This window comes from Sphingobacterium sp. xlx-130 (assembly GCF_011007405.1).
GTDB lineage: Bacteria > Bacteroidota > Bacteroidia > Sphingobacteriales > Sphingobacteriaceae > Sphingobacterium > Sphingobacterium luzhongxinii.
Genome location: NZ_WFKN01000004.1, coordinates 369,844 through 384,624, shown reverse-complemented (window position 1 = coordinate 384,624; position 14,781 = coordinate 369,844). Strand labels below are relative to the sequence as shown.

13 protein-coding genes and 1 tRNA gene are annotated in these 14,781 nt (G+C 34.9%); 13 read left to right on the top strand and 1 reads right to left on the bottom strand.

Features of this window, described 5'->3' with window-relative positions; all coding sequences use genetic code 11:
• The first annotated feature begins 200 nt into the window (after positions 1–200).
• The 10 genes from G7B18_RS07805 (at position 201) to G7B18_RS07760 (ending at position 10,932) form a co-directional block, all read left to right on the top strand.
• Positions 201–1,550, top strand: a complete 1,350-nt coding sequence (locus tag G7B18_RS07805) for a polysaccharide lyase family 1 protein (RefSeq protein ID WP_240452797.1) — start codon at positions 201–203, stop codon at positions 1,548–1,550.
• A 97-nt stretch (positions 1,551–1,647) separates the two neighbouring features.
• Positions 1,648–2,796 carry a glycosyltransferase family 4 protein gene (locus G7B18_RS07800; RefSeq protein ID WP_164122284.1) on the top strand — a complete coding sequence of 383 codons (1,149 nt, stop codon included), beginning with the start codon at positions 1,648–1,650 and terminating at the stop codon, positions 2,794–2,796.
• 44 nt (positions 2,797–2,840) lie between these two features.
• On the top strand, positions 2,841–3,872 hold the full coding sequence (locus G7B18_RS07795) for a GNAT family N-acetyltransferase (RefSeq protein ID WP_164122283.1): 1,032 nt from the start codon (positions 2,841–2,843) through the stop codon (positions 3,870–3,872).
• A gap of 67 nt (positions 3,873–3,939) precedes the next feature.
• A complete protein-coding gene (locus G7B18_RS07790; protein ID WP_164122282.1) occupies positions 3,940–4,743 on the top strand; it encodes a phytanoyl-CoA dioxygenase family protein in 804 nt (267 codons plus the stop codon).
• Between the two features lie 33 nt (positions 4,744–4,776).
• Positions 4,777–5,763, top strand: a complete 987-nt coding sequence (locus tag G7B18_RS07785; RefSeq protein WP_164122281.1) for a hypothetical protein — start codon at positions 4,777–4,779, stop codon at positions 5,761–5,763.
• 173 nt (positions 5,764–5,936) lie between these two features.
• Positions 5,937–6,431: a GNAT family N-acetyltransferase gene (locus tag G7B18_RS07780; RefSeq protein WP_164108745.1), complete on the top strand. Its 495-nt coding sequence runs from the start codon at positions 5,937–5,939 to the stop codon at positions 6,429–6,431.
• 19 nt (positions 6,432–6,450) lie between these two features.
• On the top strand, positions 6,451–7,521 hold the full coding sequence (locus G7B18_RS07775) for a GNAT family N-acetyltransferase (RefSeq protein WP_164122280.1): 1,071 nt from the start codon (positions 6,451–6,453) through the stop codon (positions 7,519–7,521).
• Positions 7,522–7,531: 10 nt separating this feature from the next.
• Positions 7,532–8,587 (top strand): GNAT family N-acetyltransferase, encoded by a 1,056-nt coding sequence (locus G7B18_RS07770; protein ID WP_164108747.1) that lies wholly within the window; start codon positions 7,532–7,534, stop codon positions 8,585–8,587.
• 9 nt (positions 8,588–8,596) lie between these two features.
• A complete protein-coding gene (locus G7B18_RS07765; RefSeq protein WP_164108748.1) occupies positions 8,597–10,510 on the top strand; it encodes a polysaccharide biosynthesis protein in 1,914 nt (637 codons plus the stop codon).
• A 26-nt stretch (positions 10,511–10,536) separates the two neighbouring features.
• Positions 10,537–10,932: a helix-turn-helix domain-containing protein gene (locus G7B18_RS07760; RefSeq protein ID WP_164108749.1), complete on the top strand. Its 396-nt coding sequence runs from the start codon at positions 10,537–10,539 to the stop codon at positions 10,930–10,932.
• A gap of 317 nt (positions 10,933–11,249) precedes the next feature.
• On the opposite strand, the gene G7B18_RS07755 is transcribed toward G7B18_RS07760, so the two are convergent.
• A tRNA-Met gene (locus G7B18_RS07755) sits at positions 11,250–11,323 on the bottom strand.
• A 240-nt stretch (positions 11,324–11,563) separates the two neighbouring features.
• Here G7B18_RS07755 and G7B18_RS07750 point away from each other — a divergent pair.
• The 3 genes from G7B18_RS07750 to G7B18_RS07740 all read left to right on the top strand — a co-directional run bounded on the left by G7B18_RS07750 (position 11,564) and on the right by G7B18_RS07740 (position 14,756).
• Entirely contained in the window at positions 11,564–11,941 is a 378-nt protein-coding gene (locus G7B18_RS07750) for an START-like domain-containing protein (protein WP_164108750.1), read from the top strand.
• Between the two features lie 67 nt (positions 11,942–12,008).
• Positions 12,009–13,466, top strand: a complete 1,458-nt coding sequence (locus tag G7B18_RS07745; protein WP_164122279.1) for an LptF/LptG family permease — start codon at positions 12,009–12,011, stop codon at positions 13,464–13,466.
• Between the two features lie 75 nt (positions 13,467–13,541).
• Complete coding sequence (locus G7B18_RS07740) at positions 13,542–14,756, top strand: bifunctional 3,4-dihydroxy-2-butanone-4-phosphate synthase/GTP cyclohydrolase II (RefSeq protein ID WP_164108752.1); 1,215 nt, start codon at positions 13,542–13,544, stop codon at positions 14,754–14,756.
• Positions 14,757–14,781 lie beyond the last annotated feature (25 nt).

Here is a 14,781-nt window from a genome sequence, read left to right as displayed (position 1 = left end):
AATTTTACTTGAAAACAAAAATTTGAAAATTCACAACTAACTGAATAACAGCATTAAATAAAATATGATTTTCAGTTAAAATATATAAACGCCTCATTATCTGCATTGTGTTTTAAATTACAAATCCTTTAGGTTTGCGCCCAAGATGTAAATTTAAAACACAAAAATTCATGCAGAAGAAAACAAAATTAATTACAAAAGTGCTAGTATTTAGCTCACTACTGCTTACTCTTTTTACCTTTAGTCAATGCCAAAAAGAAGAGGTAGAAAATCTAACAATTGATGTTCCTAACAATGGGGATTTACAGAGTGCTGTTTCAACAACATCAACTTCTGTATTCACAGTAAATGTTTCAAAAGGTATTTCGGACGGAGGTTTTGCTGTACGAATTCCGATGGATCCCAATTTAATAAGCGATTCCAATGATAAGCCAACTGCTTCAACCGTAAGAGTATTTGAAAATGGCGTTGAGATTGGCCCTGCACATTCTGCCCATAAGGAAATCAGAGATTTAGGTAAAGGACGTTTCAGTCATAAATCAGGGTTCTTGTTTCTTTCAGCTTCTGATAACTCGGACCCGAGAACCAATGGTAAGAAGTATACTTATACTGTAGGTGGTCAAAGCACAATAAGCCCTGTTGTTCCACCAACTGAAACCACTAATCCTCCTATATCAACCAGTGAACCTATAGGATATGCATCTGTAAATGGTAAAACAACAGGAGGTGCAGGCGGTCAGACGGTAACTGTATCAACTTTCTCAGCGCTTCAAAATGCGGTATCATCCTCAGCACCATTAATTATACAAGTCTCTGGAACGATTACTGGTTCTGGATTACTTAGGGTGCAATCTAATAAAACGATTCTGGGACTTAACGGTTCTAAACTAATTGGAGCAAGTTTGTTTATCTACGGAAAGAGCAATATCATTATCCGGAATATGACAATCAGTAAAGTTAAAACATACTCAAATATAATTATTAAAGGAGGTGCACACCACGTATGGGTGGATCATTGTGATCTTTCATCAGAACGGGTAAGTGACTGGGATTACTATGATGGCTTATTAGACGTCGGAACTGGTGCCGATTATGTTACATTATCATGGAATAAATTGTACGATAACCATAAAGCTATGTTGATCGGCTTTAGTTATAACGAGCCCGAATCTGTTGGGAAACTTCGCGTTACTGTGCATAATAACTATTTCTACAATGTTTCTGAACGCTGTCCGAATGTAAGATATGGAACTGTGCATACCTTCAACAATTATTATGACAACGCAGGTTTTGTAAGCTCCTTTATGGGGGCAATTGTGAGGGTGGAAAACAGCTATTTCAAAAACACTTCACTACCAATCAGAACAGAACTTAGTCCTGTACCTGGTGTTATCAGCGGTGAAAGCACCAATATATTTGATAACTGTGGGAAAAACAAAATTACTACTGCTCCTTCAAACTGGGTACCTACTTACGAATATAAATCAGTACTTAGTACCGCGGCAAATGTTCCGTCTGTCGTAATGAAAGGTGCTGGCGCAACTTTGTAATAAACAGAAATAATTTAAGACATTTAATTACAAGGCCATCTGACTGTAAGTCAGGTGGCTTCTTAGTTTATATATCATTCTTTTTATTTTCATTAGTATGGCAGAGATTAGAAAAAAAGTATTGATAGCCTGTGATTCTTCGCGTACTTTACTAGATTTTAGGGGTAAACTCATTGAAGAACTTGTAAAGAAGAACGAGGTATTTGTATATACCCCTGAAATTTCACAGCCACATGTTCAGCAAAGACTAAAGAGCCTTGGCGTAACTGTTTTTGAAAATCATCTGAACGGAAGTAACGTATCCATCATTTCTGATCTTACATACATAATTCAATTATATAAGATCATTAGGAAACTCAGACCGGACATTTTCTTTCCCTACACATTTAAGCCTGTTATTTATGGGACCATTGTAGCAAGATTTTGTGGAATAAATTCTATAACTCCGATGTTAACTGGGCTTGGTTATAATTTTGCCGATAATGGATCTAAAAAAGTTCTGGTAAGTCTGATAACTAAAGCACTGCTTAAGTTCAGTCTAATGGAGAACCGAAGGGTCAGAATCATTTTCCAGAACCGGGATGATTATAATAAATTGATAGAATCAGGGATAATCGGGGTTAAACATCAGGCTTTTGTAGTAAATGGTTCTGGAGTGGATTTAGGCTATTATGATTATTCTGAACCTGAAACTGCTAATATCAGTTTTCTAATGATATCCCGACTCATCAATGCGAAGGGGGTTAATGAGTTTTTTGAAGCGGCTAGAACGGTCAGATCCAAATACCCTAATATAAAATTCAGGCTTATTGGTTCTTTTGATGATAATATTGATTCCATTAACAAAGAATTATATTCCAAAATTCAATCTGGAGATACCGTAGAATATATTGGACAAGTGGATGACGTAAGGCCGTATATTAAAAATTCATCAATTGTTGTACTCCCCTCATATTATGGAGAAGGTGTTCCCCGATGTATACTGGAGGGAATGGCCATGGGGAGGGCCATCATTACAAGTGATTCTGTCGGATGTCGAGAAACTGTAAATGCTTCACCTTCCTGTACCAATGGCTTTTTGGTGCCGGTAAAAAATATTCCAGCTCTTGCTTCTAAAATGGAGCACTATATAAATAATACCCGGGATATTATCTTGTACGGTATTAATGGGCGAAAATTCGCCATAGAGAAATTTGATGTGAACCTTGTTAATGCCCAAATGCTTAAAATCATGAACGTTGGCTAGCTTCCACATCTAAAAAACTGAAGTTTTTTAAAATATTATAAGTCATGTCATATCGCTTGATCAATTTTCAACAATCAGAAGTATGGACAGCATATGTTCGTAACGCTGTAAATTATGATTTTTATCATACATGGCACTATCATTCACTCGAGAAAAAAGCGGAGCCATTTCTGTTCGTTTATGAAGAATCCGACGTTTTTATTGCTCTGCCCTTGCTAAAAAGAGAAATTGAAAATTCAGGTTTATATGACCTGACTTCCGTTTATGGTTATTCGGGGCCAATTTCCAATAGGAAATTTGCAGATATAAATGACCAAATACTCGAAAATTTCAAGCATTTCTTCTTAAACTTCATTAACACAGGAAGGTATATCTGTGTTTTCTCCCGACTTAATCCTTTCATTGACCAGAAAGTATTAATAGAAAAAATAGGAGGTATTTACAACAACGGCAAAACTGTATATATAGATTTATCCATTTCTATTGAAGAGCAAAGAATCGGCTATGAAAAAAGGATGGGCAGGCAAATCAGACAGTTGAGAAGGATGCCTTATATTATTAAAGAATCTAAAACCAGAGATGAGGTAAAGTTATTTGCAGCCATGTATAATGAGAATATGATCAGGCTGAAAGCAGAAAAAAGCTATTTTTTCAATGAAGATTATTTTGTAGAATTAATTAAAGAGGATAACTGTAAGTTAATTCTGATATATGATGGAATTAAGATGATTTGTGGCGCAATTGTTATGTGTTGTGGAGGTATAATCCGAAATCATCTGTCGGCAACAGATGTCGATTATGTAAATCAATCGCCCAGTAAGTTACTCACAGACGAAATAAGTATAATAGGCAGGAAACTGGGAATGAAATATTTTCACTTGGGCGGTGGCTTGGGGGGGCGTGAAGACTCCTTATTTAAATTCAAATCATCTTTTTCAAATCTGTTTCTGGAAGATTCTACCTGGAGATTTGTGTCAGACACATTCGTTTACAATGATCTGGTCAAAGAAAGGAAGAACGATTTAGATATGAATTATTTTCCCTTGTACCGATGCCCTGAAATGGCTACTAAATAAAAAGATCCAATATCAAATACTGGATATTCTAAATTAATTAAATTTTTAACCATTAAATCTATAAACTTTGAAAAATATATTTAATTATTCCGAAGCTACTATTAGTGACTTTGAGAATGCATTTGATCGATTTGGTTGGGTTATTTATGAAAATGCTCTTAATGAAGAGCTGATTGCAGAAATTACGAATGACCTAGAACCTGCATACTTGCAAAGAAGGAAAATTCAAACCCAAAACGGTATTGAAGCAAACATGGAAGGAACCCTTCATCACCTATTAGAATGTGATAATTTTGGGTTACATTTTTTAGAACAAATGTTTTGTGATAAAGAAATACGCTTTTTTTTAGGCGGGAATTATATCTTAAATGGGTTGAGTGGAGTTATTAATATGAAAAATGATAGGCCGTATGTTCAAAATATTCATCGGGATTTGAGAAGTTTTACCGGTGATAATAAAATGATGATCCAAATGATTGTACTGCTAGATGATTTTACAGAACAGAATGGTGCCACTTATTTACTTTCCGGTTCACACAAGGAGGATGTTAAACCGAGCGAAGAATTTTTTTATAAACATGCTGACCGGGCAATAACCAAAAAAGGTAGTATTATTTTGTTTGATTCTAACTTATGGCATGCTGCCGGTAAAAATTATACAGAAAATGCCCGAAAAGTATTAACCATAAGTTTCACCAAACCATTCTTTAAGCCTTTGTTTGATTTTCCAAGATATTTAGGCTATGAATTTGGAGAATCTTTAAGTGAAAACTTAAGGCAAGTTGTGGGTTATAATGCTAGAATTCCAGCGGATTTGTATGAGTTTTATCAACCCCCTCATAAAAGAATGTATTTATCAAACCAGGGTTAATAGCTCTTTTGAGAAAACCTAATATCTAATTTTATGAAAGATCAAAAAGAACTTGAAAAAACCATCGGGGGTTTTTTTCAGCTGCAACTTTCAGATGGCGAAGAATACTATCCTTCACTCATAAAATTAAATACCACAAGAAATGCTTTAGAATATATATTGAAAGTTAAGAACTATACTAAAATTTATATTCCCTATTTTACCTGTGATACCATATTGGAACCTATGTTAAAATTGGCAGTTCCATATGAGTTTTATACACTGGACCAACAGTTAGACCCTATAATTAATTTTGAAATTGGAAATGGTGAATGCTTTTTGTACACTAATTATTTTGGCCTAAAACAGAATACTGTAGAAAAATTAAGCAAAAACATTGAAAATTTAATTATTGATAATTCGCAAGCCTTCTTTTCAAAACCATTAGATCAGATCAACACCATATATTCATGCCGAAAATTTTTTGGAGTATCCGATGGAGCATATTTGCAACTTAATAGTAGTCTCCGATTGAAACTAGAAACGGACATATCTGTTGATAGATTTCTACACCTTATAAAGAGTATTGATCTCGGGAATGAAAATGCTTACCAGAATTTTGTTGCAAACGAAAAAAGTCTTGAAAATAACGACATTAAAAATATGTCCGTTCTAACTCAGAAAATTCTTTCCGGAATTAATTACCAAAATTGCAAAAAAATAAGAAAACAAAACTTTAATTATTTGCAGGAAAATTTGGCAGGAATAAATGAACTTGATCTTGAAATGTCTATAGATTCCGTCCCTATGATATATCCTTTTCTTCTTTCAAATGATAAAGTTAAAACTAAACTAATAGAGAAAAAAATATTTGTGCCTACCTTTTGGCCCAATGTCTTGAAATGGACAAACGAACGTATGTTTGAAAATCATCTGGCCAAACACCTAGTGCCTCTACCAATAGATCATCGATATACTATAGAAGACATGAAATTATTAGTTTGCGTGTTAAAAGATATAATACATAATCTGACTTTTTAATGCTCTGTATTAAACTCCTTTTATTTTTTTTCTATGTATGAATTCGGAAGCTCGCTCTGCCTTTTAACGGCCAGTTAACAGTTGGCGAACCCCAAGAATTTTCATTCGACTTATACAGCCGTTGCCAAATGGATATTTCATATCGTGAATTTGTTTTTAACTAAAAAATTAGGATGGATAATTCTGTTTATATAAGACCATTGGTTTTAAGCGATGCGAATATCTCTTACCGATGGAGAAATGATTCTAATATCTGGAAGTTTACGGAGTTTAAACCTGATAGTTATATTTCCTTAGAAGCTGAGCAAGAATGGTTAAAAAGCAAATTAGAGAAAAAAAATGAACGACGTTTTGCCATTTGCCTTAAAGAGAACAATCAATATATAGGAAATATCCAGCTATTAAATATAAATAACGGACTAGCTTCCTTTCATATATTTATTGGAGAAAAAACCTTATGGGGAAAAGGAATAGGCCAGCAAGCTACAAAACTAATATTAAAATATGCTTTTTCTCAGCTAGGATTAGAAAGTGTTTTATTAGAAGTAAATAAACTAAATATTTCTGCTTGTAAAACTTACGAAAGAATAGGTTTTGTTTCTACTGGTACCAATAAAAATAATGGATTTATTAAAATGAAACTAAACAAAACAGAATTTTCTCTTTAACATATGTTTACTTACTGCCATGAGAAAATTAATCACTCTTTTTCAAAAAACGCAATGGATAAAATATGTAAAACGCTCAGTAGAGTATGATTTTTATCATACCTGGCATTATCATACTTTAGATCAAAGCGGGGATCCTTTCCTTTTCGTGTATGAAGAAGGGGATAATTATATTGCTTTACCCTTGCTTAAAAGAAAAATATCAGATTCTCCATTTTCAGATCTGGCTTCTGTATATGGTTATACCGGACCTATCTCTAACCGAAAGTTTGAAGACCTCGAAGAAAGTCTGATGGATAATTTTAAAAGCTCTTTCCTAGATTTTCTAGATGAAGAACAAAATATTTCTGTATTTTCCAGGCTACATCCTTTCTTTAACCAATATCTATTAATTGAAAAATTCGGAGGGGTTTACAAAAATGGCAAAACTGTCGCCATTGATTTGACCATTTCAATTGATCAGCAGCGTAAAAAATACAGGAAATCAACTTATCAATATATAAAAAAAGCGTGGAGCAATGGATATTCAGTAAAAGAAACAAAAGATCTTGAAGATATCAATGTGTTTTTTAACATCTACACAGAAAATATGACACGGATTAAAGCAGAAGATTACTATTTTTTTAATCAACAATATTTTATAGACCTCATTAATACAGATGAATTTGATTGTCGTCTTATATTGGTTTATGCTGGAGATAAGATAATTTGTGGAAGCGTAATCACCTGTACATGCGGTATCATTGAAGCCCATTTGGTAGCTACCTTAACTAAATATCTCTATAAATCACCAGCCAAATTCTTAACAGATGAAATTAGCATCCTCGGACGTAAACTAGGCATGAAATATTATCATTTGGGTGGTGGATTAGGTTTTAAAGAAGACTCCTTATTTAACTGGAAAGCTGGTTTTTCAGATCTGTTTTTAGAATATAAAAGTTGGCGCTATGTTGCCAATGAAGGAATATATAATTCCTTGGTTAATCGTATAGGAATCAATCCTAATAATAATATTGATTATTTCCCTCTATACAGATTCGGCGTTGTGCCGGTAAATAGTGATAAATATCCAAATCTTGTACCTATCTAAAATTCCAATTATGATTAAATTAATTACCCTTAACGAGAGAAAGGAATGGAATTCTTACGTTAAACGCTCTTTTATACACGATTTTTATCATACCTGGCATTATCATGCTTTAGACAAAAGTGGTAATCCTATACTCTTGATTTATGAGGAAGGGGAAGATTTTGTAGCCTTTCCATTCCTTAAAAGAAATATTCCTGATTCTTCATTTTTTGACTTAAGTTCTGTTTATGGGTATCCTGGACCAATTGCAAGTAAAAAATTCGAACACCTGGATGAAAGACTAATCGATAATTTTAAAAAGTCATTTTTAAAATTTCTAAAAAACGAACAGATAGTCTCGGTATTTTCCAGGTTGCATCCTTTTTTTGATCAACATATTTTGATGAAAGAATTCGAAGGAATTCATGAAAATGGACTTACTGTTGCGCTTGATCTGAATTTGCCTTTAGATGTGCAGCGAAAAAAGTACGATCGCTCGACCTCTAGATCAATCAAAAGGTCTCGTGATAAAGGATACTATGTTAAGGAATCAAAACGACAAGAAGATATCGATACATTTGTTGAGATCTATACGGAAAACATGCGTAGAATCGGCTCCACCGACTTCTACCTGTTTAATAAACAATATTTTATCGACTTGATTCATTCAGATGAGTTTGACTGCAGGTTATTATTGGTTTATTTAGGTGAAGAAATAACATGTGCAACGATCATCTCATTCTCCCATGGAATTATTCAAGCACATCTGGTTGCTACTAAAGCAGCATATCTAAATGAATCTCCTGCAAAATTTTTGGTTGATGAAATTACTATCATTGGCCGGGAAAGAGGAATGAAGTTTTTTCATTTAGGTGGAGGGCTTTGCTTTAAACAAGATTCCTTGTTTCGATGGAAATCGGCTTTTTCAGATCTGTTCCTCAACTATAAAAGTTTCCGATTCATTGCAAATCACAAAGCTTACAACTCTTTGCTTGATAAGCAAGGTGTTGACAGGAAAACAGAGACCGATTATTTTCCTTTATACAGGGCTTTTATTACCTTATTTTCTTCGCTGTCATTTATCTAAAATACTCCTATGAAAAATTTACTATTTAGTGATAAGATACATTCAAGATGGCTAATATTATTGATTGATCAATTAATCGTAATCTGGACCCTCTTTATATCCTTATTGCTGACCAAAAAAATTGAATACGCTGAATTGTTTTACGCCAGTGATATCCTTTACATAGGTTTGTACAGTGTGGTGTCTATTTTCGTATTTATTACGATGAAAATTCATACAGGAATCATAAGATACTCTAATACAGAAGATATCTTTCGCGTATTCATGGCAGTACTAATAACCAGTATTGGCTTTATGCTTATTAGCAACTTGCTAGTTGCGCCACATTTTAAGTTTCCATGGAAATGGTTTGACAAAGTACTGTTATTGAACTTTTTTATTTCTTCATCCTTGCTAATTATTTTGAGAATAGCCGTTAAACACATTTTTGGATATTTAAAAGATTTACAGTCCAAAAATGTAGCGGATAATGTTTTAATTTATGGAACTGACAGTACTTCAATTCTCGTAAAAAAAGCACTGGACACCTGTCATGAAGTACCTATAAATGTGCTTGGTTTCATTGATGATGGTCTGGATAGAATAAATAAACATATAGAACAAAAAAAAGTATATCCGCTATTTTTTATAGAAACACTTAAGAAAAAATACGCCATCAATAAGGTTTTAGTAGCTGGAAACGATTTGAATGTTAGTGGAAAAAAGAAAGTAATTGAAAAATGTATAGAACTGGGTATTAAAGTAGTAACGGTACCTTCTTCTGATAAATGGCTATACGGAAAACTCGATAGTGACCAGCTTAAAGATTTAAATATCGCTGACCTTTTAGGGAGAGAACCTATAAAACTTGACAAAAAAAATATCCTTAACGAGATTAAGGGGAAGCGAATTTTAATAACGGGAGCTGCGGGATCGATCGGGTCTGAAATCGTAAGGCAAGCGCTTGATTATTATCCCAAAATGGTAATACTTTGCGATCAGGCAGAAACTCCTTTACACGATTTGAAACTAGAATTGGAAGATAATTTGCAATCTGATAGAATTAAAATTTTCATAGCAAATATTCAGAATTCAGACCGTATCAGAACACTATTTGAATTGTACCGACCAGAGATAGTTTTTCACGCCGCAGCTTATAAACATGTACCAATGATGGAAGATAATCCATCTGAAGCAATATTAACCAATGTTTTAGGTACTAAAAATTTAGCCGATATCTGTCTAGAATTTTCGGTAGAAAAATTTGTGATGATTTCTACCGACAAGGCAGTGAAGCCTACGAACGTAATGGGCGCTTCTAAACGGTTGGCAGAGATTTATATTCAATCGCTAAATGGAACAGATAATTATACAACTAATACAACCCGCTTTGTAACGACAAGATTTGGCAATGTTCTAGGGTCAAGCGGGTCCGTAATACCAAGGTTTAAAAGCCAAATCGATCGAAGAGTTCCGATTACGGTTACACATCCTGATATCACAAGATATTTCATGACAATCCCTGAAGCTGTAGAGTTGGTGCTAGAAGCTGCTGCAATGGGAAAAGGAGGAGAGATCTTTTTATTCGACATGGGTAAACCTATTAAAATTATAGATTTAGCCTTAAATATGATTAAACTTGCTGGATTAAAGCCTTATATAGATATTGATATTATTTTCACAGGTCTTCGCCCAGGTGAAAAAATTTATGAAGAGTTATTGCTTGTGGAAGAAAAAATTATCTTAACTCATCACCCTAAAATCAAAATTTCTCAAAATATAGCCTATGATTACTTTCATATTAATGAAGCTATAGAAGATTTACTTGCATTAAATAAAATAGGAAATGATTATCATGTTGTTAAAAAGATGAAAGAAATTATACCAGATTTCATCAGCAACAATTCCAAATATGAAGAGTTAGACTTATTTGAGGCTAATTAGATCAACTTTTACAATATATTTTTATTATGGGCATACATGTAGGAAATGTTCTGGAACAGGTTCTTCGGATGGAACGTATTGGGATTAGCGAATTATCCCGAAAGCTCAAAGTAAGCAGAAGAACAATATACAATTGGTTTAAACAAGAGAATTTGAATCTCCAAATTCTCTTAGAAGTTGGTAATATAATCGGACACGATTTTACGGCCGAATTGCCTGAAACATTAATAAAAAACCATCCTCACTTGCTTAACGCAGAGGATTCATCTTCTATAACCAATGCAGATATTGATAATAGTTCTGTTTATTTTTGGATGAATAAATATATTAGTTTGTTAGAAAAATATAGCGATCTCTTAAATCTCATTTCTGAGAACTCCGCTTCAAATAAGAAAATGACAGGAAAAAACGACTATTTCTAACTTAAAAATGAGAACCACAAAGCATAGCTCCTATCACCACCTTTACTTCTTAATTACTGGTTATAATCCTCTAACGTCAGCTCAACGTATTCCATGACCTTTAGTATGGCACTTCACTTTTGCCATTCCACTACCAGGAACACTTTCCATTGAAATAGCAGCAAACATTGCTCACCCCTATTACAAAAAAAGCTTCAAGTATCCTTGAGGCTTTTTTTGTAATAGAGAACAGGATTGAACTGTGCTATCAGCAGTTGACGGCCTGTAATCCAATTAAGATCAAAAAAAGCCTCACCTTTCAGTGAAGCTTTATCTAGTAGCGGGGAGCAGGATCGAACTGCCGACCTCAGGGTTATGAATCCTGCGCTCTAACCATCTGAGCTACCCCGCCGTTTCGGTGATGCAAATATAGTAATAAGGAATTATTTTCAAAGGAATTATTTAGAGATTTTAATAAATTATTAATCCCTTAAAAGGACCTTCAATGCAATTATCTATAAATGAAAGACGTAAGATGTTGACAACTTTTTCAATGTGAACATTTTTTATCTGACTTGCTACTCTTTTAAAATAAAAATATGTATCATTACAGAAATCAATACGAGAATGTAAACTAAAAAGTGACCTGTCTATGTCGGAAAAAACTAAAATACAACTTGAATATATAATTAACTCTTCTCCCCGTATTCTATACCCTTATCTGGTTGAACCAAATGACTTATCGCAATGGTTTGCCGATGACGTGATCTACCATGACGGAATTTACGAATTTATCTGGGATGGAGAACACCACAGAGCCAAGCTTGCCGCATATAAAGAAAACAAATACGCCAAATTCAAATGGATAGACGATGACCCTCATTTTTTCGAATTAGAGATCATGCAGGACGAATTGACAAACGATGTTGCTCTAGCAATAACAGATTATGCAAAAGACGAAAATGTAGATGATAGAAAAAAAATCTGGGACAACTCGATAAGCTATCTACAGAGTGTAATTGGTGCTTAAAATTCTGTATCTTTGTTTGTCGCTCGTAGCCTAACACAAAGTTAGGAAAGGCTATGCGTAAAGATGCATGAAAAAAGTACACGTATTAATACTACAAGCATTCATTAAGCCCTTTATAGTCACATTTTGTATTGTGATGTTTGTGCTTTTGATGCTTTTTTTATTTAAATATATTGACGACCTTATCGGAAAGGGATTTGAGTGGTATGTTATAATGGAACTGATTGGCTATCAGTGCGCCGTACAGTTAGCAATGGCACTTCCGCTATCTATGCTCTTATCCTCGATTATGACATTTGGTAATCTTGGAGAAAGCTATGAATTAGTTGCGATTAAAGCTGCTGGTGTATCACTTCGTAAGGCCATGAGCCCGCTTTTTGTTCTAGTCGCACTATTTGCGTCAGGATCCTTTCTATTTTCAGATTATATACTTCCTGTCGTAAACCTAAAGATGGGATCCCTCCTTTGGGATGTGCGCAATAAAAAGGCCGACTTTCTAATTAAACCTGGAATTTTTAACAGTACTATACCAGGGTATTCGATTCGAGCAAAAAGCAAAAGTAAAGATGGGACAGTATTATACGATCTGACTATTTATGACAAATCGAAAGGTACAGCTGGCAGTGACGTACTGGTCGCTAAAGAAGGATATATGTACAACTCGCGGGATCAAAACTTCATGATTCTGAAGCTTATTGATGGTGTACGTTATGAAGACTCCCGTGCGAGCAATGCCAAAACCTATGACCCGCGTCAGCAGTTTACCCGTTTCTATTTTAAGGAGACAGAGACAAAGTTTAATATGGATGCTTTTGAAATGAAGCGGACAGATGAAAACCTTTTTAAACAACATCACCAGATGTTAAATCTTCGTCAGCTTAAGCTCAAGTCTGACACCAACAGAATGGAGTTGGATAGTGTATCAAGAATCAGTGCACAGGAACTGAAACACAACATCCTCTTTACTTCGCGGTATTACAACGACGGCATTCATCAAAAGTCTAAATTAAAAATTGAAGGGAGTCTATTAGACAACGTTCCAGCATCTGCAAAAAGAAATATTGTAAGTAGTGCCTTGGGACAGATCCAACAATTTAAGGATGGAACATTCAATAGATCTGCAGAATACCAAGCATTGGTAGACAAAGATCTTCGTTACGATATTGAGTATCACCGTAAATTTACGCTTGCAGTTTCTTGTCTACTCCTATTTGCTATAGGAGCACCGCTAGGAGCTATCATTAGAAAAGGGGGATTGGGAGCGCCGGTAGTGATATCCATCATATTCTTCTTGATATATCATATTATCTCTACCGTAGCGGAGAAATCAGCTAAGGATGGCGCTATCAGCCCATTTTGGGGGATGTGGATGGCAATCATTGTTTTAACCCCATTAGCAGCATTCCTTACTTATAAATCGACCACAGACTCGGCCTTATTTGATATAGACCAGTATAAAATCAAGGCTCAGTATGCTTTGTCATGGATTAAAGAAAAATTAAATATCAAAAAACAAAAGGTCTAATCGCAATTTTGACTTCTTTATTATTAAAAGAAAATAAATCAGACATACCTTTGTAATTCGAAAACTCATATATCAATGGATATAAAATTAAACACGATCGAAGAAGCTATTGAAGACATCAAAGCAGGGAAAGTAATCATCGTTGTAGACGATGAAGACAGGGAGAACGAAGGAGACTTTGTAACCGCAGCGAGAAATGCTACACCTGAGATTATAAACTTTATGGCGACTCATGGACGGGGATTAGTTTGTGCCCCGTTGACCGAGCAACGCTGTAAAGAATTAGATTTACACCCGATGGTAGGTCAAAATACAGCTATATATGAAACTAACTTTACGGTATCAGTAGATTTGCAAGGCTACGGCTGTACCACAGGGATATCGGCCTCAGATCGCTCAAAAACAATTAAAGCGTTAATAGATCCTAATATAAAGCCTGAGGAGTTGGGGCGCCCAGGGCATATCTTTCCATTGATCGCTATTGACGGAGGCGTATTACGTCGTACGGGGCACACCGAAGCCACTGTTGATATAGCAAGACTAGCTGGTTTTGAACCAGCTGGTGTGCTCGTAGAAATATTAAAAGATGATGGCGAAATGGCAAGGCTTCCAGATTTGATGGAAGTAGCAAAACGATTTGAACTGAAAATAATAAGCATTGAAGATTTAATCGAATATCGTCTGAAACATGACACACTTATCAAAGAAGAGGTATCTGTAAAGATGCCAACCGTCTACGGGGATTTTCAAATGAAAGCTTTCACTCAAAAAAACACTGGACAACAACACCTTGCTATCTACAAAGGAGAGTGGAAAGAAGACGAACCAGTGCTAGTTCGTGTACACAGTTCCTGTATGACGGGAGATATTTTTGGCTCATGTCGTTGCGATTGCGGTCCTCAACTCCACAAAGCAATGGAAATGATCGAGAAAGAAGGGAAAGGAATTATCGTATATATGAATCAAGAAGGTCGTGGTATAGGACTGATCAACAAACTCCATGCTTACAAACTTCAAGAAGAAGGAGTAGACACAGTAGATGCGAATACACAATTAGGGTTTAAAGCAGATTTAAGAGATTACGGCGTTGGTGCGCAGATAATCCGCCATATGGGAGTTACAAAAATGCGGCTGATGTCAAACAACCCAACTAAAAGAGCTGGTCTAATAGGTTACGGAATAGAGGTTGTCGAGAACGTACCCATTGAAATCGAACCGAACGTATACAACGAGGATTACTTGAAAACCAAGCGAGATCGAATGGGACATACGATCCTTAAGAATTTATAAAATAAAAAAAGAGGACGAGTTCCTC